The organism is Sorangiineae bacterium MSr11954 (genome assembly GCA_037157815.1).
Classification (GTDB): Bacteria; Myxococcota_A; Polyangia; order Polyangiales; family Polyangiaceae; genus Pendulispora; species Pendulispora albinea.
Genome location: CP089984.1, coordinates 10,146,082 through 10,171,983 on the forward strand (window position 1 = coordinate 10,146,082; position 25,902 = coordinate 10,171,983).

The window sequence follows — 25,902 nt, forward strand, 5'->3', positions numbered from 1 at the left end:
GCCTCACTCCATCGAATTCATGGCGCGTGCGACCGCCGTCCAGAAATTGCCGTAGAGTCGAAGGTGCTCGTGAAACCCGCTTTCGATTCGGAGCTTCGATTCGCCGTCGACGTGGAATTGCTGCGCGCCCGCCAGCGATTCCAGCTTGTGTTCCTTCTCGGCCGCCCCGATGTGCGCATAGAAATATTCGCAGGCCTCGTGGAACTCGTCTTCCAGCTCCCACAGCCCCTTGTATTGCGTCGCGCCATCGTACAGCTTGCGCAGCATGGTGTAGGCCTGCCATTCTTGGGCCAATTGTGCGCCGGAGCCCGTGGCGTTGTCGGCGCTGTACAGGCGCCTTTGCCCTTCGATGAAGCCGGTCGTCTCGGGGAGGACGGCCACGTTCGCGGCCATATTCTCCCATACGAGGGTCTCGGGTTCGCCCAGCTTGTTTCCCAGCTGCTCGAACCAAGCGTCCAAAAGGACGGAGTGCACCTTGTCCACCCGACCATACCCCATCTCGGAGTAGAGCGTTTTTGCGTATTCGGTGCGGGCTTCCACGTTTCGGGTGTTGCTGATCATCACCGATAGAATCTCGGGAAAAGCTCGAACGACCTCCCCGTAGTTCCTCGCGAAGACCGCGATCTGTTTTGGGGCGCAGCGCCCTCGCGTCCACTTGTCGTAAAAATCGTTGTTGAGCGCCGTGCTGGTGTAGACCGTTCGTGCGAGGGCCTCGATCGGGTCTTCGGTCTGTTGGGCGCGCGCGGCCGCGACGGCGGGTGTTCCGGATGATTGGGTGGCGATGGTCTGATTCATGGTGCTCACTATCGTGTGGGTGTCGGGGTTCAATTCGATCGATCGAGCCTGCGTAGGGCACGGCTCAATGTCGCGGCGAGTGCGGTGACGTTTGGGGGACGAACGATGCTGTAGTGATCTCCGGCTACGGAGTGGACTTCGATGGGCAGCTCCGACCACTCTGCCCACCCGCAGGTCGGATCCTCGGCCAGCCGCCGCGCGGATTCGGCCGTGGGGGCCTCTTCGGCGCGGATCAAGGTGATGGGCCCTGGATAGATCCGAGGCACGTAGCCGCGCAGCGCCTCGATGTGGGCCTCGAGGACATGGAGCAGCCGCGTGATGAACGACTCGGCGGCCCCCGCGGAGCAGAGACCGTGAAGGGCCGCCTGCTCACCGACATGGGCGAGATGATCGCTGGGGTGCAGCGCCTTCAGTCGTTCGGGATCGACCTCGAGCCCGAGCTCGTTCGCCAGCCCGAGGAGGAGCGTCTGCTTACTTTGCGGGTCGGAGCGGCCAGCGAAGGTCGGGGCCCAGGTGTCGACCAGCACCAGAGCGTCCACCTGTTCGCCGCGCTCGATGAGTCGATGCGCCATCTCTCGGGCGACCACGCCACCGAAGGACCACCCCCCGAGACGATACGGTCCTTTCGGCTGGATGTTCCGTATGGCCTCGAGGTACCGCTGAACCATGTCCTCCACGGTGGTGCAGGGGCGCTCGCCGCCATCGATGCCCGCAGCTTGCAGACCGTAAAAGGGCTGCTCGTCGCCGAGCGCGCGGGCGAGGCTTTGGTATCCCAGCGCCGAGCCGCCGATGGCGTGGACGAAGAAGAGGGGCGGCAGGGCGCCTGTCGTACGCAACGGGAGGATGGTGCTGGGCGGGGCGGCGGAGCCTTCCTCCATCGCGGCGGACAGCCCCGCGACGGTCGGCGTGTGAATGACCTGGGACAAAGACACGGAACGACCCAACGTCTTTTCGATGCGTATCGCGAGGCGCACCGCCAGCAGCGAGTGGCCGCCCAGCGCGAAGAAATCATCGTGCAGGCCCACACGAGGCAACTGGAGCACGTCCGCAAATACGTCCATGAGCGCTCGCTCGAGCGACGAGCGCGGAGCGTCCGCGGCGCTCGCCTCGTATACGGGTTTCGGCAATGCACGCCGATCCAACTTGCCATTTGGCGTGAGCGGCCATCGGTCGAGCATTACGTAGGCCGCCGGCACCATGTATCCGGGCAGCGCCCGCGACGCATGCTCGCGCAAGGTCGGAGAGGGCGGAGGCTCGCCCGTGGGGAGCCAATACGCGATCAGCCGGGCGTCTCCATCGCCGCCGCGACCGTCCGCCTGCACCACCACCGCCTCGCGGACGTGGGGGTGGGCGACGAGCACGGCCTCGATTTCGCCGAGCTCGATACGGTTGCCACGGATCTTGACCTGTCCGTCCTCGCGACCGACGTAACGAAGGACAGAATCGCTATCGCGCCGCACGATATCGCCGGTTCGATACATCCGGCTCCCCGGTCGGCCGAATGGATTCGGGACGAAGCGCGCGGCCGTTTGCGCGGGGTCGTTCAGGTAGCCGCGCGCCAGCGCTTCGCCGGCGATGTACAGCTCTCCGGCCACCCCCAGCGGTACGATGTCGTGTCCGCGATCGAGCACATACAGTTGCGTGTTGTCGACCGGCTCCCCGAGGGACGGGCGCTCCGAGGTGGCCTCCTCCGATGTTGCACGCTCCGAGGTCGCCTCCTCGGACGGTGCGCCGGATGAAATAACGCAAATCGTGGTGTCGACCGTGCACTCCGTGGGACCGTACTCGTTGACGGCGACCATCTTCGGGATGGCGCGAAGACGTGACCAGAGCTCCTCGTCGATGGCCTCGCCGCCCACCTCCAAAAGCCGGATGTCGGCGAGCCCGACGTCGAGCCAGGTGCGCAGCTGCGATGGGGTCACGTCCACGGCGTCCAGTCGCTCCGCCTTCACCCACGCCATCATTTGCCGGGGGTCGAGCCGGGCGGCCTCGGGCACGATGACGATCGTATGTCCGCTCAACAGATGAGCCCACTGCTGGATCGACGCGTCGAACGTGAGGGGCGCATTCAAGCTTACGCGAAGCGGGCCCCGCCCCACCTCGGAGACGATTCGTACGTAGGACTGCCATAGATTGACGACCGAGCGATGCTCGACCACGACCCCTTTGGGCGCCCCGGTCGATCCCGAGGTGTAGATGACATAGGCCGCATGGTCTGCGCGCACGCGCTTCTCGACTGGGTCGAGCGGCTGGAGCCCTTCCGCAGGGGGAAGCTCGTCGATGCCGAGCGTCTCCACCGAGCAGTCCGCGAGCTTTTCGCGCAGCCGCGAATGCACCACCACGATGCCAGCGCGGCTCATCTGAAGAATCCGGGCGAGCCGCGCCCGAGGATGGTTCGGGTCGAGCGGCAGGTACGCGCCTCCCGCCTTCAGAATACCCATTACGGCCACCAGCCACTCCGCCGATCGCTCCAGCAGCAACCCAACGACGATCTCCGGCCCCACACCGCGCACGCGGAGGTGGTGAGCGAGCTGATTCGCGCGTTCGTTCAGCGCGCGATAGGAGAGCCGCTGCCCCTCGAATACGACGGCGTCCGCCTCCGGCGTTCGTGCGACCTGCGCCTCGAAGCATTCATGGATGCAGCGCGGTCCAGAATGGGCGCGCTCCGTGTCGTTGATGCGCGCGAGGATGGCTTGCTCTCCAGAGGTCAAAAGAGGGAGCCTGGACACACGGACTTCTGGATCGCGCACCACCGACTCCAGCACCGAGAGGAAACGTTCACGCAGGCGTTCGATCGTGATCCGATCGAAGAGCGCAGGTGCGTAACGGAACGATCCTCGAAGGAGGCTCCCCTCCTCGCGGAGATCGAGGCTCAAATCGAACATGGCAGGCCCGGGCGCGAGCTCGAAGCCCCTGGCCGTCAGCCCGGCGAGCCGCAACGTCTCGGCGGGGGCGTTTTGCAAGGTGAGCATGACCTGAAAGAGCGGGGTGCGGCCGAGATCGCGCGGCGGCGAGAGCGCTTCGACCAATCTCTCGAAGGGGATCGCCTGGTGCGCATACGCCCCCAAGGTCGTCTCCTTGACCTGCGCGACGAGCTCCGCGAACGTGGGATCGCCGCCGAGGTCCGAACGCAAGACCAATGTATTGACGAAGAACCCGATTAGCTCTTCGAGCTCCTCATGCGGCCGCTCCGCGATAGGCGTCCCCACCGCGATATCGGTCTGCCCGCACCACCGGCCGAGCAAGGATTGGAGCGCGGCGAGCAGCACCATGAAGATCGTCGCCTCCTCGCGCTGCGCGAGACCGCGCAACCCGTCGGCGAGCGCGCCCGGAATCGCGATGGAGACCTCGGCCCCCGCGCGATCCGATGAGCCGGATCGCGGGCGATCCGTCGGCAGCTCGAGCGGGGTCACACCGGCGAGCCGGTGCTTCCAATAGCCCAATTGCTCCTCGAGGATCCGCCCCTCGAGCCAATCGCGCTGCCAGATCGCATGATCGACGACCTGCACGGGCAGCTCCGGCAGCTGCGCGACGCGGCCATCCCGCCGCGCTTCGTAGTGCGCCGTGAGCTCGCGGATCAGGACGGCGATCGACCATCCGTCGCTCACGATATGGTGCATCGCGCCGATGAGGACATGGTCGGCCTCGCCGAGCCGGCACAAGCTCGTCCGAAGGAGCGGACCTCGCGCCAATTCGAAGGGCTCGCGCGCCAGCGAGTCCGCGTACCTCTGGACGGCTCCCTCCTGCACCGCAGGCGAGAGCGCCGCCAGGTCGATCACGGGCAGGGCCCACGGCGAAGGCGCGTGGATCCGCTGAACGGGGGCGCCATCATGCAGGGGAAATGTGGTCCGCAGCACCTCGTGCCGCCGCACGATGTCCTCGATGGCGAGCCGCAAGGCATCGACTCGAAGATCGCCATGAAGGCGCAGGGCAAACGGGATCGTATAGGCGGTGCTCGAGGGCTCGAGCCGGTCGAGAAACCAAAGCCGCTGCTGCGCGAACGAGAGCGGCGGGTGCTCCCGTCGCTCGGCGCGGGCGCGCGTAAGGGGCGGCGCCGAGACCTTCCACCCTCGCTCCGACGCGCCGAGCCGCTCGCTCAGCGCGCGCACCGTGGGCGCCTCGAAGATCGCGCGAATCGGCACTTGCAGCTCCAAGAGGCTTCGGAGCCGCAAAATCAATTGGGTCGCGAGCAGCGAGTGGCCGCCGAGCAGGAAGAAGTTGTCGTTCAATCCCACGTGCTGCAATCCGAGCACCGCCGCGAACGCATCGGCGACCGCTCGCTCCATCGGCGTGCGCGCGGCGTCGTCCGTCCGGGATACGCGCAGGGCGGCATCGTCGGGCGGCGGCAGCCCCTTCCGATGCAATTTCCCGCTCGGCGTCAGCGGCCACGACTCCATCTTCACGTAGAGCGAGGGCACCATGTACTCGGGGAGATCGCGCGCGAGGGCATCGTGCAACGTGGTCGCCGCCGGCGCGTCGCCGTCCGCCTGGATATAGGCCACGAGCCGCTTCTCGCCCGGCGTATCTTCGCGCGCGAGCACCACCGCCTCGCGCACGCCGGCCTGACGCCTCAACGCGGCCTCGACCTCCCCCAGCTCGATGCGATACCCGCGGAGCTTGACCTGCCCATCCTTCCGCCCGAGGAAGCGCAGCTCACCGTCCTGCAAGCGCGCATGATCACCCGTTCGGTACATGCGACTGCCGGGTGGACCATAGGGATCGGGGATGAATCGCTCGGCCGTGAGCGCGGGATCGCGGTAGTAGCCTCGCGCGACCTGAACGCCGCCGTGGAAGACCTCTCCGGGCACGCCGAGCGGCACGCGCTGCAAGCTCGGATCGAGAACGTGGGCCGACACGTGGGTCAGCGGCCGCCCGATCGGGGGAAGATCCGGGATGTGGTCGGCCAGCTCCGGGCCCTTCCAGGACGTCGTCACGTGGGTCTCCGTTGGACCGTAGTGATTGAACAGCCTGCAGCCGGGGATGCTCCGCAGAAACGCGCGCACGTCGTCGTTCACCCGCAGCACCTCGCCGCCGATGGTGATCTCGCGGAGCGAGAGCCGCGCGCACATTTGGGGCGTCGCGCGCCGCGCGAGCTGATGCAGCATGACCACGGGGATGAACAATCGTTCGATGTGCTCGGCCGCGAGCAGCTCGAGCAGCTGGGAAGCATCCATCCGCTGCTCATCGGACGAGAGCACCAAGGTGCCCCCGGTGTTCAGGGTCGAGAAGGTATCTTGAAACGACACGTCGAACGAAAACGACGGAAACTGCAAGGTGCGCGTCCCCTCGCGCGCGACCGAGTTCGCGATTTGCCACGCGACCAAGTTGCACAGCGCGCCCGTTCGCATGGCGACGCCCTTGGGCCGGCCCGTCGAGCCCGACGTGTACATCACATAACCCAAGAGCTCCGGGTGGGAGAAATGCTCCGGATTGTGCTCGTCGGCAGGCGGCGCTTCCTCGTCGAGATAAATGGAATGAGCGCCGTGCTCCGGCAGCTTCTCGACCAGGTGACGTTCCGTCAGCAGCACCGAAACGCCGCTATGGCTCAACATATGCGCGACGCGTGTCTTCGGGTAATTGGGGTCGATTGGCAAATAGGCGCCGCCCGCCTTCAGGATCCCGAGGATTCCGACGATCAGGCGCGGCGATCGCTCGGCGCTGATCCCGACCACCACGTCGGGTCCGATCCCCAAGGCCCGAAGTCGATGCGCGAGGCGATTCGCGCGGCGATTCAGCTCGTCGTAACGGAGCCTCTCATGTCCGTGGACGAGGGCGATCGCGTCGGGCGTGGCCTGCACCTGCCGTTCGAAGGGCGCGGGGATGCACGCCGGCACATCGATCGGCGGCGGGCCGTTCCACGCGTCGAACCATTGCGCCTCCTCCGCCGTGAGGAGCGGCAGCGATCCGATGCGGGTGCCCGGATCCTGCACGGCTCCCTCGAGCAGCACCCGGAAGTTCCGAGCCATCCGTTCGATGCTCGCCGCATCGAACAAATCGGAGTCGTATTCGAAGGAGCATTGAAATCCGTGCTTCGTCTCGTCGGCATACAAGGTCAGATCGAACTTCGATGTAGCCGTTTCGATGTCCTCGAAATCGAGCTTCAGCTCGTCTCCGAGATCGAGCTGCACCTTCGGCGCGTTCTGAAGCACGAACACGGCCTGCACGAGCGGCGAACGACCGAGATCCCGGGCGGCGCCGAGCTTTCCGATCAGCAGCTCGAACGGCAACTCCTGGTGCGCGTACGCCCCCAGCGCCATCTCTTTCACGCGCTGCAGGAGCTCGCGAAATGGCGGGTCCCCGTTCAACTTCGTCCGCAACGGAAGCATGTTGATGAAGAAGCCAATCAGGCCATCGAGCTCGGCCTGGCTTCGATTGGCCACCGGGCTGCCCACCACGATGTCGTCCTGGCCAGCATAGCGACCGAGGAGGACTTGAAAGGCGGCGAGCATGGTCATGAACAGGGTCACGCCCTCGCGCCGGGCCAGCTCGCGCAATCCGCCCACGAGATCGGGCGGCAGCTCGAGGTGATGCAACGCTCCGCGGTAGGTCTGGGCCGGCGGTCGCGGGCGATCCGTCGGGAGCTCGAGGGCCGCGGGTGCTCCGTCGAGGAGATCCGTCCAAAACGCCATAGGGCGCTCCAGCGCCTTTTCCGTGAGCCGCTGGTGCTGCCAGAGAGCGTAATCGGCATATTGAATGGGCAGCTCGTCGATGGCGCTCGGACGCCCGAGGTGCGCGGCTCGATAGTGGGTCGCGAGCTCTCGAACGAAGATGCCCATCGACCACCCGTCGGTCACGATATGGTGCATGGTCGCGAGGAGCTCGTGCTCGTGCTCACCGAAGCGGAGGAGCGTGCATCGAAGCAGCGGTCCCTTCTCGAGATCGAAGGGCTTCCTCGCCTCTTCGTGCGCCATGCGCGAGGCTTCGGCCGCGCGCTCCGGCGCGGCGAGCGCCGACAGATCCACCCGCGGCAGTGACCTCGGGCTAGGCGCATGGATCCGCTGGAGCGGCTCGCCGCCTTCGGCCTCGAAGGTGGTGCGTAGGATTTCGTGCCGGCGGAGCAGGGCGTTGAATGCATATTCGAGCGCGTCGAGATCCAACCGCCCCACGAGCCTCACCCTGCGCGCCATGTTGAACGCGGGGCTGCCCGGCTCGAGCTGGTCGAAGAACCACAGTCGCCGCTGCGCGTGCGACGCGGGGATCCGCTCCACGTCGCTCCCACGTCGCGGGATGGTGGAGAGCGGCGGCTCCGGATTCGGACGTTGGCTCTTGCGCAAGAGCTCGAACAGGGCGCGCTGCTTTGGGGTCAGCTTGCTGCGATCGACGGGCGCGTCGCTCATTTCGAAGTCTCCTCGATGCGGTGCTTCTCCAGCTCGAGATCGATCTCCTCATCGGACAGCGCCACGATCTCTCGGAGGAGCCGTTGTTCGGCCTCTTGGTGCGCGTCGGCGTCCGCGCGCGCCTCGGCGACCACGCGGGCGAGCCCTGCGGCCGTGGGGGACTCGAACAGCTTGACCAGCGGTATCTCGATATCGAACGCGGCGCGCATGCGGCTCAGCACCTGCGTGGCGAGGAGCGAGTGTCCGCCGAGATCGAAGAAATCGTCGTGCCGGCCGACCGGAGCGCCGCCCAAGGTTTCCTGCCATATCGCCGCAATGGTCTGCTCCGTTTCTCCTTCGGGGGCCACGAAGGTCGTGCGCGCTCGGCGCGAATGCTGCGGGGTAGGAGCGTTTCGGCCGCCGGACGTGCCCTGGCGGATCCAGAGCGCGAGCCGCGCATCGAGGTCCCCCGTGATCGCGACGACTTGACCATCGACCCCCGCCGTGACGAGGCGGCGGAACGCTTCCGTGCTCTCGTCGCGTGTCATGGCATATCGATCCATGGTGGTGCGGACGGCGTAGTGCTTCGTCTCCGAGGACCACGAGTCCCAGTTCACGCTCACCCATCGCGCATCGCCGCGCCGGCTCGCGCGCGCAGCGAAGGCGTCGAGGAACGAGTTCGAGGCGCTGTAGGCCACATAGCCGAGGCCGCCCAAAATCGCGGAGCTGGACGAGAAGAGAAGCACGAAGTCCACGGGGCGACCGCCGAGGGCGCTCTCCAGCGCGTAGGTGCCGTGCACCTTCGGCCGAAACTGCGCTTCCGATTCGATGTCGCCGATCTCGGTCAGCGGCCGATAGACCGATTCACCTTGGGTGAGACCTGCGGCGTGGAGCACCCCGTTCAGCGGACCAAAGCGGCTTTCGGCGCGGTCGATCGCCTCGCGCAAGCTCGGAGCGTCCGCTACGTCGACGCTCGCGACCGAGACCTCGGCGCCCTTCTCCTCCATGGCCAAGAGACGGCGAAGGATCCGGCTCTGGCGATCCTCCTCGCCCTTGGTGGCGAGCCAGCTGCTCCACCCATCGCGCGGGGGAAGCGGCGTGCGTCCGAGGAGGATCAGCCGCGCTTGGAAGGTCTCTGCGAGGTATTCGGCCAAGAGAAGACCGACGCCGCCGAGGCCGCCCGTAATGAGATAAACACCGCCTTTGCGGAGCGGGCGTCGCGGCGGGACATCCCCTTCGAGCGGCAGCGAGGTAAAGGACTGCACGAAGCGACGAGCCCCTCGATGCGCCACCACCAGATCCGAAAACGGCAAATGGATCTCGGCGACGAGCTGCTCGGCCAGAGCATTGGCATCTTCGTGGCCGGCGGGTAATGCGATATCGATGCAACGAACGGTGGTATGCGGCCGCTCCTGGGGCAGGACCTTGCACACCCCGAGCAGCGGCGCTTTTTCGGGCCGCGGCCCGCCTTCCCCTTCGAAATCGTGAAGCTCGTTCGATACGACCTCGAGCTGCACGCGCTCGCCCTGGCCGGACGCGGCAAGTGCTTGCCCGAGGCGCAAAAGGCTATAATAGCCGCGCGCTTGGAGCGCCGCGAACGAGTCGGGATCGGACGGACCGTCGCCGGAGGGCGTAAGGCTCCAAAGATGGACGAACACCTCCGGGCGAGGCGCGCTGGCCCTCCCCCGAAGCGCGGCAAGGAGGCGGGTGTAGTGCTCGGGCTCCGCCGGCGCGATGGTGAAATGCCGATCGTCGCGGACCGAAAACGACGTACCTGCGGCCACCGTCACCACCTCGTGGCCGGCCCGTTCCAAGCGCCCGATCAGCGACGCACCCAGCGCTCCCCCGTCGGTGAACACGACCCATCCCCTCGGGCTGGAGAGCGCGCCGGGTTCGAGCGGTGGCATCGGGGTGCGGCGCCACGAGGCAACGTGGAACCATTTGGCCAGATTGGAGAGCTTGCCCGAAGATAACGTGCTCTCGCCGCCGCCCAACTCGCCCGGCGGAACCCAAAAGTGCTCGCGCTCGAAGGGATACGTCGGCAAGGGCACCCGGCGCCGCTCTCGACCGTGCACGGCGCTCCAATCCACGTCGATCCCGGCCAGCCATGCCTTGGCCAGGGTCGTGCGTAGAAAGAAGGCGTCGTCGTGTTTATCCTTGGGGTGTCGGGTGGACGCGAGCGCGACACCTTGGCGCGCATCCCCGCTTTGCAATCGGGAGAGCGCCGTCAGCGTTTGTCCGGGCCCTATTTCGAGCAGGACGCGCGCAGGCTCGGCGAGAAGCTCCCGCATGGCGTCCGCAAATCGGACGGTCTGCCTCAAGTGCTGGACCCAGAACTCCGGTGTCGCGACCTCCGCGCCCGCGAGGTGGCCGGTCACGCTCGAAATGTAACGGCGCTTCGGGGCTTGGAAGCGCACGCGCGCGGCGCCATCGCGAAATCGTTCGAGGATCGGATCGAGCATGTGCGAGTGCAGCGCGCGGTCCACCTGCAGAAGCCTGTGCTCGATGCCCCGCGATCCGAGCTGCGTTCGGAGCGCTTCGACCTCCGCCCGCGGGCCCGACACCACGCATTGCGCTGGCGCATTCACCGCGGCGAGCGCGAGGGGGCCGAGCAGGGCCGCGAGCTCGCGTTCGGGGAGCGCCACCGAGAGCATCGCGCCCTCGGGCAGGGTCTCGACGCACTCGGCGCGCAAAGCGACGAGCCGCACGGCGTCCTCGAGCGACAGGACCTCGGCGAGGCAAGCCGCCGTGTACTCGCCCAAGCTGTGGCCGAGCATGACATCGGGCTCGATACCCCAGGACAACATAAGGCGCGCAAGCGCGTATTCGACGGCAAAGATGGCGGGTTGAATCGCCATACCCTCCACGTCGCGCGCCTGCACCTGCGGCCCGGGATAGAGGAGCGCGCGCAGGTCGAGCGGGAGGTGCCGCTGGAAGAGGGCGGAGACGCGTTGGAGCTCCTCGCGAAACACGGGCTCCGTCTCGTAGAGGCCGGCCGCCATGCCCGCGTATTGCGCGCCGGTGCCTGGAAACAGAAATGCCGTCGGACGATTTCGCGCCTCTTCGAAGGCCGTGTGCACCCGCTCCGGCTCTTCTCCGCGCAAGAGCCGCAGGGCGTGGGCTCGGTCGCGGCCTACGAGCGCGCGCCGGTGGCTCCAGATCTCGCGGCCGACCTGCAGCGTATGGGCGATGTCTTCGAGCGAGACATCGGGGCGAGCTTCGATGGCATTGGCGAGCGAGCCCGTCGCGGCCTCCAACGCGGTCTCGGTCTTGGCGGAGAGCACGAGCACCTGCGGACGTGGGTCGGCGTCGCTCGGGGCCGTCGGGGGCTCCGGCGGCGCTTCTTCCAAGATGACGTGCACGTTGGTGCCGCCGATGCCGAACGAGCTCACGCCCGCGCGCCGCGGGTGTGGCCCCGATTCCCAATCGCGAAGCACGTCGTTGACGAAGAACGGACTCTCCTCGAGATCGAGTTGCGGATTGGGTGTCTCGAAATGGAGGGTCGCGGGGATCTGCCGGTGCCGAAGCGCGAAGACGGCTTTGATGAGGCCCGCGATGCCCGCCGCCGCGTCGAGGTGGCCGACATTGGTCTTCACCGAGCCCAGCGCGCAAAAGCGCTTGTCGTTCGTGGTCGCTCGGAACGCGCGGGTCAACGCTCTCACCTCGATGGGATCGCCCAGCGGGGTCCCGGAGCCGTGCGCCTCGACATAGGTGATGCTCCGCGCATCGACCTCGGAGACCGCGAGCGCGTCGCGAATGACCCGCGTCTGACCTGGAACGCCCGGGGCGGTGAAGCTCGCCTTTTGGTCGCCGTCATTGTTCATGGCGGAGCCCTTGACGACAGCGTGGATGGTGTCGCCGTCGGCGAGCGCATCGTCCAACCGCTTGAGGACCACCAGACCGACACCGCTGCCGAAGATGGTCCCTCCAGCCTTGGCATCGAAGGCGCGGCAGTGGCCGTCCGGGGACATGATGCTGCCGGCCTCGTGCAAATAGCCGGTACGCTGAGGCACGCTGATGGCCACCGCCCCCGCGAGCGCGATATCGCATTCGCCTGCGAGCAGAGCTTGACTCGCTACATGGACGGTGACGAGCCCCGTCGAGCAGGCGGTCTGGAGGGAATACGAGGGACCGCGCAAATTGAGGCGGTGCGACACCCGCGTCGACAGGAACGCGAGATCATTGCCGAGCGCTACCTCGAACGCGCCGAGTGATCCGACCGCGCGCGGATTGGAAAAGAGATTGAAAACATACGTATTGGTGCGCGAGCCCCCATAGACGCCGATGCGGCCTCGAAAACGTCCGGGCGCATAACCTGCTTGCTCGAGGGCCTCCCATGCGCACTCGAGAAAAATGCGCTGCTGCGGATCCATGAGCTCCGCCTCTTTGGGGGTCACTCCAAAAAAGGACGCGTCGAACCGCTCGACACCGTCGAGGATGGGCGCGGCCCTCACGTACTTCGGATCGCGCCGGACCTCCGGTCCTTCGAGGAGATTGGGCTCGAGATCGTCGCCGAGAAAATCAATCGATTCGACACCATCACGGAGATTGCGCCAGAACGTATCGACGTCCGGTGCCCCCGGAAATCGGCCGGCCATGCCGATGATTGCGAGCTCCAATCCATTTCGCGCAGCTGTCGTGGACATCCGGTCGGTCTCCTCGATTCCAACGTCATTCGTCATGGTCTGAACCTCGAAGCGCGCGCTGGCGCGCGAACCCGTCGCGCCGCCGATGCTGCGCCGTCGTCGTGTCGGCGCGAGGCTCGTGCGCGGGGGCCTGCTCGGGCGCTTCGAGCAGGCGCGCCAGCGATCGCACGGTGAGCCCCTCGTAGAAGGTCACCGCAGGGACCTCGCGGCCCATGGCTCTCTCGAGCCGCGCGCTCAATTGAACCGCGATCAGCGAATCGCCACCGAGATCGAAGAAGTTGTCCAACACCCCGATGGGCGCAATGCCCAATGCGTGCTCCCATTGCTCGGTGAGCAGCCGCTCGAGCGCGGTGGCGGGGGCCGCGAACGGGCTTCGCAACGACGCAGGCCGTGGATGCTTCGGCGCCGCCGGAACGGGTGCCGGCTCGGCCGCGGATTCGAGGGATGGCGTCGGGTGCGGCCGGGGTCGTTCGATCCAAAAGCGCTTGCGCTCGAACGGGTATGTCGGCAAGGGCACGCGCTGGCGACGCTCATCGCGGTAATAGGCGGCCCAATCGACTCGGACACCGGCCTGCCAAAGCTGCGCCAGCGCGGAAGGAAGCTCCGCGTCCTCGGGAGTGGCGGTGTGCATGGGCCCCGCCCCCCGCGATGGCAAAACGTCGCCCGGCAACGAGGGCACGATGGTTTGCTGGGCTGCGCTGGGATGACGTTGCGAAAGGCGGCTCAGCGAACGACCGGGGCCGACCTCGAGCAGCGCGAGGCGCTCGCCGGCGAGGAGGGCATCGAGCCCCTCGGCGAAGCGCACGGGTTTGCAGAGCTGATCGCTCCAATAGTCCGGACTGGTGGCCTCCGCGGAGGTGATCCACGTCCCGGTCACGTTGGACAGGAAGGGCCGTTTCGGAACGCGCGGTCTGGCCGCGCGGATCGCGGCGGCGAATTCCTTCGCGGCAGCCGCCATCATGGGCGAATGAAACGCACGCTGCGCAGGCAAGCGGCGCGTCTGGATCCCGTCCGCCGCGAGCGCTTGCTCCACGTCGTCGATGCCGTGCGGCGGACCGGCGAGCACGCATCGTGCGGGTGCGTCGACGGCCGCCAGGGTCACCTCGCGCCGGAGGTACGGCTCGACTTCGTCTTCCGCGAGCGGCACCACCAACATGCGGCCCGGCGGCATGCTTTGCGTCAGCCGCCCGCGCGCGGCCGCGAGCGAGAGGGCCGCTGGGAGATCGAACACGCCGGCCAAGCAGGCGCAGACGAGCTCCCCGACGCCATATCCCAACATCGCACGCGGCTCGAGGCCCCAGGCCATCCACAGGCGGGCCAGCGCATACTCGATCACGAACAACGCCGTATGGGCCACCGCAGGTTCCAAGAGCTGCGAAGAGGCTTCGCCGGCGCGCTCCGCCGGGGGATAAAGCACGGCGCGGATATCGAGGTTCGCGCGAGCTCGAAGGAGCTCCGCGCACGAATCCACATCGACGCGAAATGGCGATTCGTGCCAGTAGGCCGCGGCGGCCATTCCAATGTGCGCCGCGTCCAGATCCGGAAATAGAAACGCCACCGCGCGATCGGAGCGGTCGTCCGCGGCGGAGGTCCGCACGCGCGGACGGCCCGGTTCGCGGAGGGCTCGAACGGCGTCCGCCGTATCGCGGCATAGGACGAACCTTCGATGGGCAAAGCGCTGCCGGCCGACCTGGAGCGTGTACGCGATATCCGATAAATCGGTGTCCGGGTGGGCCTCCAAGTTGGCCAGGAGCCCTTGCGTCGCCGTCTCGAGGGCCGAGTCCGTTCGCGCCGAGACGACGAGGATTTGCCACGGGCGGCTGGCCGAGGTGGGTCTGCGCGGCGGCGCCTCCTCCAGCACGACGTGCGCGTTGCTCCCGCCGACGCCGAACGAGCTCACGCCCGCGCGCCGAGGCGCGGCGTCCGGCGCCCAGGGTTCGAGGTTCGAGCTGACATAAAAGGGGCTCGCCTCGAGGTCCATTTGCGGATTGGCCCGCGTGAAGTGCAGATTCGGGGGTAGCTCCCGGTGCCGCAGCGCGTGCACCGTCTTGATGAGCCCCGCGATCCCGGCAGCGGCATCGAGGTGGCCCAAATTCGTTTTGATCGATCCCAGCGCGCAATAGCGCACGCGTTGCGTGTGCCTACGAAAGGCGCGGGTGAGCGCCTCGACCTCGATGGGATCGCCCATCGGGGTGCCGGTGCCATGTCCCTCGACATAACCGATCGACTCCGCGTCGACCCCCGCCGCCGCGAGCGCCTCGACGATGGCCTTCGTTTGACCGTCGGCGCTCGGCGCCGTGTATCCGGCTTTTCGCGCGCCGTCGTTGTTCACGGCGGATCCTCGGATCACCGCGTGCACGAAGTCGCCGTCGGCGATGGCCGCCCGCAGGGGCTTGAGCACGGCGATCCCCCCGCCGCTCGCGAAGATGGTCCCCTGCGCGCCCGCATCGAATGCGCGACAGCGGCCATCGGGCGAAGCCATCCCGCCTTTGACGTGAACGTATCCGTGCCTCTGGCCCACGTTGATCGAGACGCCGCCGGCGAGCGCGATATCGCACTCCCCATCGAGCAGACTCCGGCAAGCCACGTGCACGGCGACGAGCGACGTCGAACATGCGCTCAGGACGGTGTGACTCGGCCCGCGCAGGTCCAGTTTGTACGACACGCGGGTCGCGAAAAAATCCGCGCCATTGGCGAGGTTCACCTGGAGGGGATCGAGCGTCGCCGACGCATGGGGATTGGCGGCGACGTGGAAGAGCAAATACGTACTGAGCGGCGCGCCGCCAAAAACGCCGATTCGTCCCGGGAAAGCTCGTGGCGAATAGCCGGCGTGCTCGAGCGCCGTCCAGGCCAGCTCGAGGAACATTCGGTGCTGGGGGTCCATCAGCTCCGCCTCGCGCGGAGGGATATCGAAGAACGCGGCGTCGAGCTCCTCGATGCCGTCGGCCTCGGAGACCGCGCGGACGAACGAAGGATCGCGCAGCTGCTCGGGTGCGGCACCGGCCGCGATACACTCCTCTTCGGTCAGCGAACGGATCGATTCGACTTTGCCGCGAACGTTCTGCCAAAGCTCGTCGACATCCTTCGCGCCTGGGAATCGTCCCGCCATTCCGATGACGGCAACGTCCAGCGCGTCTGCAGGCGCCGTCATGGTGATCCTCGGTCTTTCGGGCGGCGCTCGCGGCGCGCCGTGCCACGCGCGTGACTATCTTCGTAGGTGGCGGAGATGGGGTGAGCGCGGCCGAGCAGCACCGCCAGCGCGGCCACCGAAGGTGCTTCGAAGACGGACGTCAGCGGGACGTCGACCCCGAGCTCCTCCTTCAAATGTCCGACGACCTTGAGCCACGACAGCGAATTGCCGCCGAGGTCGAAGAAGTTGTCGTCGACGCCAATTCGCTCGACGCCGAGCACCTGCTGCCAAGCGCGCGCGATGCTTCGTTCGAGATCATTGCCGGCGGGTGCGAAGACGGTCTCGAGGTCGGGGCCGGCACTAGCTCCTTCTTCCGCAGCTGCTCCAGGTGCCGCGCACGGCGCGGATTCGGCCCTCCGCGCATCGAGATCGCCCGTCGCGATCACGATCTGACCCGGGGGCGCCGCCACGAGGACGCGCTCGAGGGCGTCCTCGGACTCCTCCGCGGTCATCGCAAAGCGATCGAGCCGCGTTTGCAGCAGCCGCTCGCCCTCCGGCGCCGGCCAGGCGTCCCAATTCGCGCTGATCCATCGCTCGTCGGGCCGCTCCGTTCGCGCCATCGCGAACGCATCGAGATAAGCATTCGCCGCGGCGTACGCGGCGAGCCCCACACCTCCGAGCACGGCGGCGTTGGACGAGACGAGCAAACGGAAGTCGAGCTCGCGGCCGGAGAGGACGCGGTCGAGCGTCTCGGTCCCCCGCACCTTGGCCTGGAATTGGGCCGCGAAATGGGCCGCCTCCAGGTCGGACGCGAGGTGAATCGCGGCTTCCCCCGCCACGCCCGCCGCGTGCACGACGCCGTGCAGCGCACCGAATCGAGCCAAGGTCCCCTCGACGATCGCGCGCATTTGCGTCGCATCACCGACGTCCGCACGCTCGACGACGACCTCGGCGCCCGCGAGCTCCAACGCGGAGACCGCGTCGCGCAGCGGCCGTCGCGCGACGAGCACCAGCTTTGCCCCGACCTTGCGCGCGAGGTAGTGCGCGACGTGCAGCCCGACCTTGCCCGTTCCGCCGGTGATCAGATAAACGCCGCCATGGCGGAGCGATCGCCCCGCGGCGGCGTCTCGAGGGAGGGGGAACGGAACGTATCCCTGCACCCAACGATGCCCCGCGCGAAGCGCCACCACGGGCTCCGATCCCGATTCGATTTCACACGCCAGCGCGTCGGCCAGCCGAGCGAGCGCCGGGCCGTCTTCGAGGAGCTCGACATCCACGTAACGGCACGCGAGGCCGGCGATCTCCTGAGGCAAGACGTTGCACACGGCCATCGCCGCCGCGCGCGCCGGCGCAATGGCATCTCCGCCCCCGACGCCCACCGCGCGGTGCCCCACCACGACGAGCTGCATCGAGGCGGGCGACCGCTCTCCGAGCAGTCGCGCGAGGCGCACGCGATCGCCCGCTTCGCGCTGCGCCGCCTCGAAGTCGTCGGATCCGACGGGCGCGACGGCTCGGAGATCCACCACGCCGGAGAGGGCCTCCGGAAGCGTTTGAATGTCGGACGCATGCTCCGCGCGCACGACCACGCACCCCGCCGCGGCGAGTCGCTCGGCCAGCCGCTCGCCGAGGCCGCGTTGGTCGAGGAGCACCATCCATTTCCGCGCAGGCGCCTCGCGCTCGGTGCGCGATGGGGGCGCGAGCCGGCGGTGCTGCCACGATGGCTGATAAAACCAATCGCTCACGTTCGGATGTTTGTCCGGCCTTCCCGTGCGGCGAAGGGCCAGCGAGGGCTCCTGCGGGGCAATCCAATGCTTTCGGCCTTCGAACGGATAGGTGGGCAGCGGCACCCGTCCCGGTGATTCGCCTTCATGAACCGCCGACCAATCGAGATCGAACCCCGCGAGCCACAGTTTGCCCGTGGCCCGTGCGAAGATCTCCTCGTCATCGGCCTGGTCCAGCGGATGCCGCATCGAGGCCAGCACCGTTCGTGCGCGCGGACCTCGCGCGGTGAGCTTGGCCAGCGCCGTCAAGGTTCGCCCGGGCCCGACCTCGAGGAGCAGACGGTGCGGGTCCTCCAAGAGCAGCTGCACTCCGTCGGCGAAGCGTACGGTGTTGCGAAGGTGCCGCACCCAATAGGCGGGATCGGTGGCCTCGGCGGGGGTGAGCCATGTCCCGGTCACGGTCGACACGCACAGCATGGCAGGCGGCGACCAGGCAACCGCCGCCGCGAGCTCGTGAAAACGTTCGAGGACGGGTTCGACGAGCCGCGAATGAAACGCGACGTTGACTTGGATATGTCGAAATTCGATTTCACGGCGTTCGAGGTCGGCCATCATGGCCTCGACGGCTTCCGTCGAGCCGGCGAGCACGGTGTGACCGGGGCCGTTGATCGCGGCCACGCACAGGCGGTCGCCCGCCATGGCGCGCGCCTCGTCCTCGGAGAGCGGTACGCCGAGCATGGAGCCCTGCGGCAGATGCTCGAACAGCTGCCCGCGACGAACGACGAGCGATACCACGTCCTCCAAAGAAACGACCCCGGAGGCCCACGCCGCAGCGTACTCCCCCACGCTGTGCCCGATCACGGCCTCGGGCCGAATTCCCCTCGCCCGCCAAAGCTCCGCGGTCGCCGACTGCACGGCGAAGAGCGCCGACTGCCCCAGCGACGGCCGCATCAATCGGCGCGCGGCGTCCTCTTCGCCCGAGGTCGAAGGATACATCAGGTCCCGAAGATCCACGCCGAGCAACCGCTCCACGATGGCCGAGCACCGATCGACGTGATGGCGGAAGGCCGGTTCGCTCGCGTAGAGGCCACGGCCCATGTTCGAATGTACGGCATCGCTGCCCGCGAACATGAACGCGAGCGACGGCGTGCGGGTCGGCCGCACCGCGGTGAGCGTGCTGCGAGCATCGGGATCGTTCAACCCACGAATGGCCTCGCTGCGGTCGCGCGCGACCACGAATCGCCGGCGCTCGAGCGCCCTGCGCCCTTGTTGAAGGGTGAACGCCACGTCCGCGAGCTCCTGCGCCGCCGGCTCGCGCAAGGGCGCCGGCGGCTCACGCAAGGGCGCCGATTGCTCGCCCAGGTGGGCACTTAGCGCAGCGGTGAGCGCATCGAGGGCCGTCTCCGTCTTGGCCGAGAGCGGCAGGATCTGCCAAGGGCGCGCGCCCCCGCGCGCTCGCACCGAAGGCGCCTGCTCCAGCACGACATGGGCGTTCGTCCCACCGATTCCAAACGAGCTGACCCCCGCACGCCGCGGGGCCGGGCCCTCGGGCCAGGGCGCGAGCGCGGTGTTCACGTAGAATGGGCTCGACGCAAAGTCGATTTGCGGATTCGGCCGCTCGAAGTGCAGACTCGGAGGCAGCTCTCGGTGCCGCAAGGCTTGAATCGTCTTGATCAGACCTGCGATTCCCGCGGCGGTGTCCAGGTGCCCGATGTTCGTTTTGGCGGATCCGAGCGCACAGAACTGCCCCCGCCGAGTCCCCGCGGCGAACGCCTGGGTCAGCGCAGCGACCTCCACCGGATCGCCGAGCTGCGTCGCCGTCCCATGGGCCTCCACATAGCCGATGGTGTCCGGCGAGACGCCCGCCATGGCGTGCGCGCGCGCGATGACCTCGGCCTGGCCCGCGACCCCCGGCGCCGTGAACCCCACTTTGACCGCGCCGTCGTTGTTGATCGCCGAGCCCTTGATCACGGCGTAGATCGTGTCGCGCTCGGCGAGCGCGTCCTCCAGCCGCTTGAGCACCACCAGCCCCACGCCGCTGCCGAAGATCGTCCCGCGCCCGCGCTCGTCGAACGCGCGGCAATGACCATCGGGCGAGGTGATCCCGCCTTCCTGGTGGAGGTATCCCGCACGTTGCGGAACGTGCACGCTGACGCCCCCCGCGAGCGCCATATCGCACTGGAATCCAAGCAGCGTCTGGCAGGCGAGGTGCACGGCCACGAGCGAGGTGGAGCACCCCGTCTGGACATCGACGCCGGGCCCTCGCAAATTCAGATGGTACGCGAGCCGCGTGGCGGCAAAATCCTTGTCATTGGCCACCATCAGCGAAAACTCGTCTCCCGAAGAGGCCATCTCCGGATACGTCATCAAATTGAAGAGCAGATACGAGCTGATGCTCGTACCGGCGAACACGCCGATCGATCCAGGGTATCGGGTGCTGTCGTATCCGGCGTGCTCCAGGGCCGCCCAACCACACTCGAGCAAAATGCGATGCTGCGGATCCAGAAGCTCCGCCTCGCGCGGCGGATAGCCGAACAACGCGGCGTCGAACCGCGCGATATCGTCGAGGACCGCGCTCGCTTTGACGAAGCCCGGCGCCGCCATCGTCGCCGGACGGACCCCACGGGCCAGGAGCTCGTCATCCGAAAAGAACGTGATCGACTCCTTCCCCTCCCGCAGATTGCGCCAAAATGCATCGACGTCCGATGCTCCCGGGAAGCGGCCGGCCATTCCCACGACGGCCACCGCGAAATCGCTCGCGCTCGGATCGTCGGCGCTCACGGCTCGGACCCTTCGCCTTTCTTCCCGCTTCGCCGTCGCTGCCGCTGGAACGCCGCGATCTGACGTTGCGCGCGGCCCTTCGCCACTTGCACGATCGGCGCCGCGTCCGCGTCCTTATTCAAGTAAGACGCCAGCGCGCCAATCGTCGGATGCTCGAGCAGCTTGACGAGCTGCAACCCAGGGTGCGCGGCCGCGAGCTCGCTGTGCACTTGGACCATGAGCAACGAGTGCCCTCCCAGGTCGAAGAAGTTGTCATTCGTTCCAACCTGCTCGATTCCGAGCAAGCGCCGCCAGATCGCCGCGATTCGAAGCTCGATGTCGCTGCGCGGCGGAACGAGGGCCACTTCGACCTCGCGCCGCAGGTCGGGAGCCGGCAGCTCCTTGCGATTGACCTTCCCGTTCGGTGTCAGCGGCAGCCGCGCCAGCGCGACGAACGCCGATGGCACCATGATCTCGGGCAGACGCTGGCGAAGGAACGCGCGCAATGCGGCACCATCCGGGCCGGGCTCCGCCTTGGCGACCACGTAGGCGGCGAGCCGCCGATCCCCCGATGAATGCACGAATGGATTGACCACCGCCTCCGACACCCCCGGATGCTGCGCGAGCACGGCCTCGATCTCCCCGGCCTCGATTCGAACGCCGCGTATCTTCACTTGATGATCCGTGCGACCCAAAAACTCCAATGCGCCGCCTTCCCGCCATCGAACGCGATCTCCGGTTCGATACATGCGCGCGCCGGGCTCGCGGCCAAAGGGATTGGGAACGAACCGCTCCGCCGTGAGCTCCGGTCGATTCACATAGCCGCGCGCCAGCCCGACCCCCGCGATATGGAGCTCCCCCGCCACCCCCACCGGGACGGGTCGATCCTGCGGATCGAGCACATAGAGCTCGATATTGTCGATCGGGCGCCCGATGGGGACGACGTGCCGATCGTCCGCCGTGCATGCCCAAGAGCTCACATCGACGGCCGCCTCGGTCGGACCATACAGGTTGTGCAGCTCCACCTCCAGGCGCGAGAGGCACCGCTGCGCCAAGGTGGCCGTGAGCACCTCGCCGCTCGAGATGATGCGCTTCAAGTGCACACACGATTCGACGCCCTCTTCCTCGAGGAAGATCTGCAGCATCGACGGGACGAAATGCGCGGTCGTGATGCGCTCCTGCGCCATGGTTCGAACCAGGTACGCGCTATCCGCGTGTCCGCCGGGCCGGGCCATGACGATGCACGCACCGGCCGACAACGGCCAGAAGAACTCCCAAACCGAGACATCGAACCCAAACGGGGTTTTCTGCAGGACGCGATCGCCGGCGTCCAAATGATATGCATCTTGCATCCAATGGATGCGATTGACGATTCCGCGGTGCGAATTGATCACCCCTTTGGGCCGGCCCGTCGAGCCCGACGTATAGATCACATAGGCGCTCTGCTCGGGGCATGTCGCTCCGGAGGGCGGCGGCACCTCCGCGCGGTCATGGCCCCACCCTGCATCCATCACGAGCTGGGCCGCCCCTTGCGACGGCAACCTCGCCATCACGTGCGACTGCGTAAGGACGACCGGCGCGCAGGCGTCCTCGAGCATGAAGGCCAATCGCTCCGCGGGCTGCTCCGGATCGAGAGGTACGTACGCGCCACCCGCCTTGAGAACACCGAGCAAGGCGACGACCATCTCGATGGAGCGGTCCATGAAGATGCCCACCCGCACGTCCGGGGCGACCCCCGACGACGTCAATTGCCAAGCCAATCGATTCGCGCGCCGATCGAGCTCGCGGTACGTGATCCGCTCACCTTCGAAGATCACGGCGACCGCATCCGGCGTCCGCATCGCCTGCGCCTCGAAGAGCGCATGAAGGGAGAGCGCTTCGCCCCTCGCACGGGCGGTATCGTTCCATGTTCGGAGGATCTGCTGCCGCTCCGGTTCCGTGAGCAGCGGCAGGTCCGCGACGCGGCGATCCGGCGAAGCGACCGCGTCCTCGAGGAGGACCTCGAGGTGCCCCGCGAGCCGCTCGATGGTGACCGCATCGAATCGATCGGCGCGGTACTCGAAGGTCCCCCATAGATCGCCCTTCGCACCTTCCGCGACCGCGAGCGAGAGCTCGAACTTCGCCGTTCCCTCCACCGCCCCGTCCGGAGCATCGAACATCGACTCCCAGCGCATCTTCGGGACCTCGATGGTGCCTACGGGAAATGTCTCGAACACCAGGCCCACCTGAAAGAGCGGATTGCCGTCCCCCGCTCGGGCCGCACCGGCCTGCGCCACCACCTCCTCGAAAGGAAGCTCCCCATGCGCGAGGGCCTCGCGCACACGCTCCCCGGTGCGCCGAACCAGCTCTCGAAACGTGGGCGCGCCCGATAGATCGCAGCGCACCACCAACGTATTGGCCAAGAGGCCGACGAGGCGGCGCGTATGCCCATTCTCACGCTGCGCCGTGACCGTGCCGACGCCAAAGTCGATTTGGTCGGTGTACCGATAGAGCAACGCCGAGAATCCAGCCAAGAGAACGGCGTAGAGCGTCGCGCCGTCGCGCCGCCCGAGCTCGCGAAGGGCGTCGGTCAGCGCAGCGCGCAATCGAAACGGTACGGTTCCACCCCGTACCGCCGCTTCGTGGGTGCGTGGCCGATCGGTGGGCAGATCGAGCCGCGGCAAACCCGCGAGCCGCTTCTTCCAAAAGTCGCGCTCCGCGCCGAGCAAAGGTATTCGCTGCACCTGCCAGCGCGCATAATCGGCATACGGCACGGCAGGCGCTGGGAGTAAAGACGCCTGCGCGCCGGGATCGGCGAGGCGGTAGAGCGCGCCGAGCTCTTCGAGCAGCACCCCGATGGACCATCCGTCCGTGATCACGTGGTGCTGCGTGACGACGAGCGCATGGTCATCCGGTCCAAGGGTGGCCAATGCGGCACGAAAATACGGCCCGCCAGCGAAGTCGAACGGTGCTCGCCCCTCGTCGCGAGCCCAGCTCCGCAGCGCTTGCTCGCGGTCATCCCCCGCGGCCGAGAGATCCACCCGAGCCAAGGTGACCGGTGCCGCGGGCAATACGACTTGTCGTGGCTTGCCGGAGGTCTCGCGAATCACGGTTCGAAGCGCCGTATGCCGCTCCATGAGCGCGTCCAGGCTCCGCGTGAGGCGCGTTACGTCGAGCGAGCCCACCATCCTGAGCGCGAACTGCACATTGTAGAGCGGCGAGCCGGGGATCAATCGTTCGAGATACCAGAGACGGGCCTGCCCCGATGACAGCGGGATCTCGCCTTCGTGCGGCGCCATGGCCGTGAGCGGGCTCCCGGACGTTGGATCGTGCGGCCGTGCGAGGGCGATCTCGGCTGCGGCATGGGCCACGGTCGGGTGCTGCAGCAACCGCGGTATCGGGATCGAAACACCAAAAGCCGCTTCCAGCTCGCCAAACAAATCCACGATGTGCAAGGAATCGAGGCCAAAGCTCGAAAGCAACGCCTCCCGCGCGACGTTCTCGGGCGCTATCCCGGTCCTCTTCGCGATGGCGGAGCGGAGAAATGCTTCGATGTGTGCGGCGCGCTCCTCGGTCGATTCGCCCGCGAGCTCGGTTCTCGAATTCGCACGTGGCGCTTCCGGCGCCGGCGCCACCGATTGCGCCACCACCGCGAGGCGCCCGGCCAAGAACAGCTCCTTGCAGCCTCGCCGTTGAATCTTGCCGCTGGACGTCTTCGAAATGCTCCGCGGCTCGAGCAACACCACCACGCCCACGCGCGCGCCGTACTCCTCGGCCATGGCCGCTCGAATCGCCGTCGCGACCTCCTCGGCGCCTCCCGCGCTCGCCCGTCCAGGTTCGATCTCCGCGGCGATCACCAGCTGCTCGTCGTCCTCACGGTCCACCGAAAACGCCGCCACGCACCCGGCCCGCACCGAGGCATGAGCCTGTTCGGCCGTGAGCTCGAGATCCTGAGGATACAGGTTGCGGCCGCGCTGGATGATCAGGTCCTTCCACCGCCCGGTGACATAGAGCTCGCCGTCTTCGACGATGCCGAGATCGCCCGTGCGGAGAAATGGCCCCTCCCCGTTCGCGAGATGGGCGCCGAAGGTGGCCTCCGTCTCCGCGGGCTGGCCCCAATATCCGCGGGCGACGCTGTCGCCGGATATCCAGATCTCACCTTCACGTCCGGGTTCGAGCAGCTGCTTCGTCTCTGGCTCGACGACGTGCACGCGCAGCCCCTCCGCGCTCCGGCCCGAGGACACGAGGCTCCTCCGCTCGCCGCCGCTCCGCACCCGCGCGCCCTCGCCCTTGCGCGCACCCGTGACGAAGAGCGTGGCCTCGGCGAGGCCGTAGCAGGGATAGAAAGCTTCGCTTCGAAAGCCGCTTCGCGCGAACTTCTCCGAGAAGCGGCGGAGCGTCTCCGCCCGGACCGGCTCCGCGCCGTCGTAGGCGAGCGTCCACGAGCTCAGATCGAGCCGCGCGGCCTCCTCGTCCGTTATTTTTCGTGCGCAGAGGTCGTAGGCGAAGTTGGGCCCTCCGCTGGTGGTCGCGCGATACGTGGATATCGCCTTCAACCACCGTATCGGCCGCTGCAGAAAGGCCAGCGGGGACATCAATGTGCAAGGAAAACCCGAATAGAGGGGCTGAAGCACATTCCCGATGAGGCCCATATCGTGAAACATGGGCAGCCACCCCACGACGCTCGAGGCGGCGTTGTGCCCGAACGCGCGCTCGATGAGGCGCTCGTTGTGGAGCAGGTTGCGATGGCTCAACATGACGCCCTTGGGCGTGCCGGTGGATCCCGAGGTGTATTGCAGGAACGCGAGCGTATCGGCCGTGATCGCGGGCCGTCGCCACGCGCGCGCCGCCTGGTCCGTTGGAGCGTCGACGGCCATCCATGGGAGCGACGCGAGCTCCGGGACCTGCGGGAGGACGGCGGGGGCCAGGGCGTGAAGATCCGAGGTGGTGAGGACGGCGCGGGCCCCGCTGTCTCGCGCGATTTGCCGCAAGCGCGGCAACGTTCGATCGAGGCGCGTGGGGTCCGGCGGGTACATGGGCACCGCCATGACATTTGCGTAGAGGCACCCGAGAAAGCCGGCGATGAAATCCAAACCTGGCGGGAACAGGAGCAGAGCGGGATGTCCGCCGAGCTCTCTCTCGTGCTCCTGCAGGACCGCGGCGATCGAGCGCGCGCGAAAATCCAGCTCCGAGTACGTCCACTCGGAGGCCGCCTGTTCGACGTCGCCGGTATCGAGAAAACGAAACACGATGTCTCGAGGCTGCTTCTCCGCGCGGAAGCGGAGGACGTCTACGAGTGTCTCGTGCGGGCTCGAAGAGGGGGCGGTCACGATTTCATGAGCCGACGAAGGCTCGCAGGCCGCATATCGGTCCAGACCTTTTCGATATGAGAGAGACATTCGGCTTTCGATCCGATCACGCCCACGTCGCGCCAACCGCCAGGCACGTCCCGATCTGCCGGCCAGATGGAATACTGTTCTTCGTCATTCGAGACCACGCGATAAGTCGAAATATCCAAATCTTCCATGATCGCCATAAATTCGATGGGTCACGCG

General features: G+C 67.2%; 7 protein-coding genes. All 7 read right to left on the bottom strand.

Annotation, left to right across the window (positions count from 1 at the left end):
- Positions 1–3 precede the first annotated feature (3 nt).
- From LZC94_39695 to LZC94_39725, 7 genes are read right to left on the bottom strand one after another with little or no spacing between them, the layout of a single operon-like run.
- Positions 4–828, bottom strand: a complete 825-nt coding sequence (locus tag LZC94_39695) for an iron-containing redox enzyme family protein (protein ID WXB13941.1) — start codon at positions 826–828, stop codon at positions 4–6.
- Positions 825–8,132 (bottom strand): amino acid adenylation domain-containing protein, encoded by a 7,308-nt coding sequence (locus LZC94_39700; protein WXB13942.1) that lies wholly within the window; start codon positions 8,130–8,132, stop codon positions 825–827. The genes LZC94_39695 and LZC94_39700 overlap by 4 nt, the downstream gene beginning before the upstream one ends.
- Entirely contained in the window at positions 8,129–12,793 is a 4,665-nt protein-coding gene (locus LZC94_39705) for an SDR family NAD(P)-dependent oxidoreductase (GenBank protein WXB13943.1), read from the bottom strand. Before LZC94_39705 ends, LZC94_39700 begins: the two co-directional genes overlap by 4 nt.
- Entirely contained in the window at positions 12,783–15,908 is a 3,126-nt protein-coding gene (locus tag LZC94_39710) for an acyltransferase domain-containing protein (protein ID WXB13944.1), read from the bottom strand. The genes LZC94_39705 and LZC94_39710 overlap by 11 nt, the downstream gene beginning before the upstream one ends.
- Positions 15,905–20,389 carry an SDR family NAD(P)-dependent oxidoreductase gene (locus LZC94_39715; protein WXB13945.1) on the bottom strand — a complete coding sequence of 1,495 codons (4,485 nt, stop codon included), beginning with the start codon at positions 20,387–20,389 and terminating at the stop codon, positions 15,905–15,907. The genes LZC94_39710 and LZC94_39715 overlap by 4 nt, the downstream gene beginning before the upstream one ends.
- Positions 20,386–25,677 (bottom strand): amino acid adenylation domain-containing protein, encoded by a 5,292-nt coding sequence (locus LZC94_39720; GenBank protein WXB13946.1) that lies wholly within the window; start codon positions 25,675–25,677, stop codon positions 20,386–20,388. Before LZC94_39720 ends, LZC94_39715 begins: the two co-directional genes overlap by 4 nt.
- Positions 25,674–25,883 carry an MbtH family NRPS accessory protein gene (locus LZC94_39725; GenBank protein ID WXB13947.1) on the bottom strand — a complete coding sequence of 70 codons (210 nt, stop codon included), beginning with the start codon at positions 25,881–25,883 and terminating at the stop codon, positions 25,674–25,676. The genes LZC94_39720 and LZC94_39725 overlap by 4 nt, the downstream gene beginning before the upstream one ends.
- Positions 25,884–25,902: the final 19 nt, after the last annotated feature.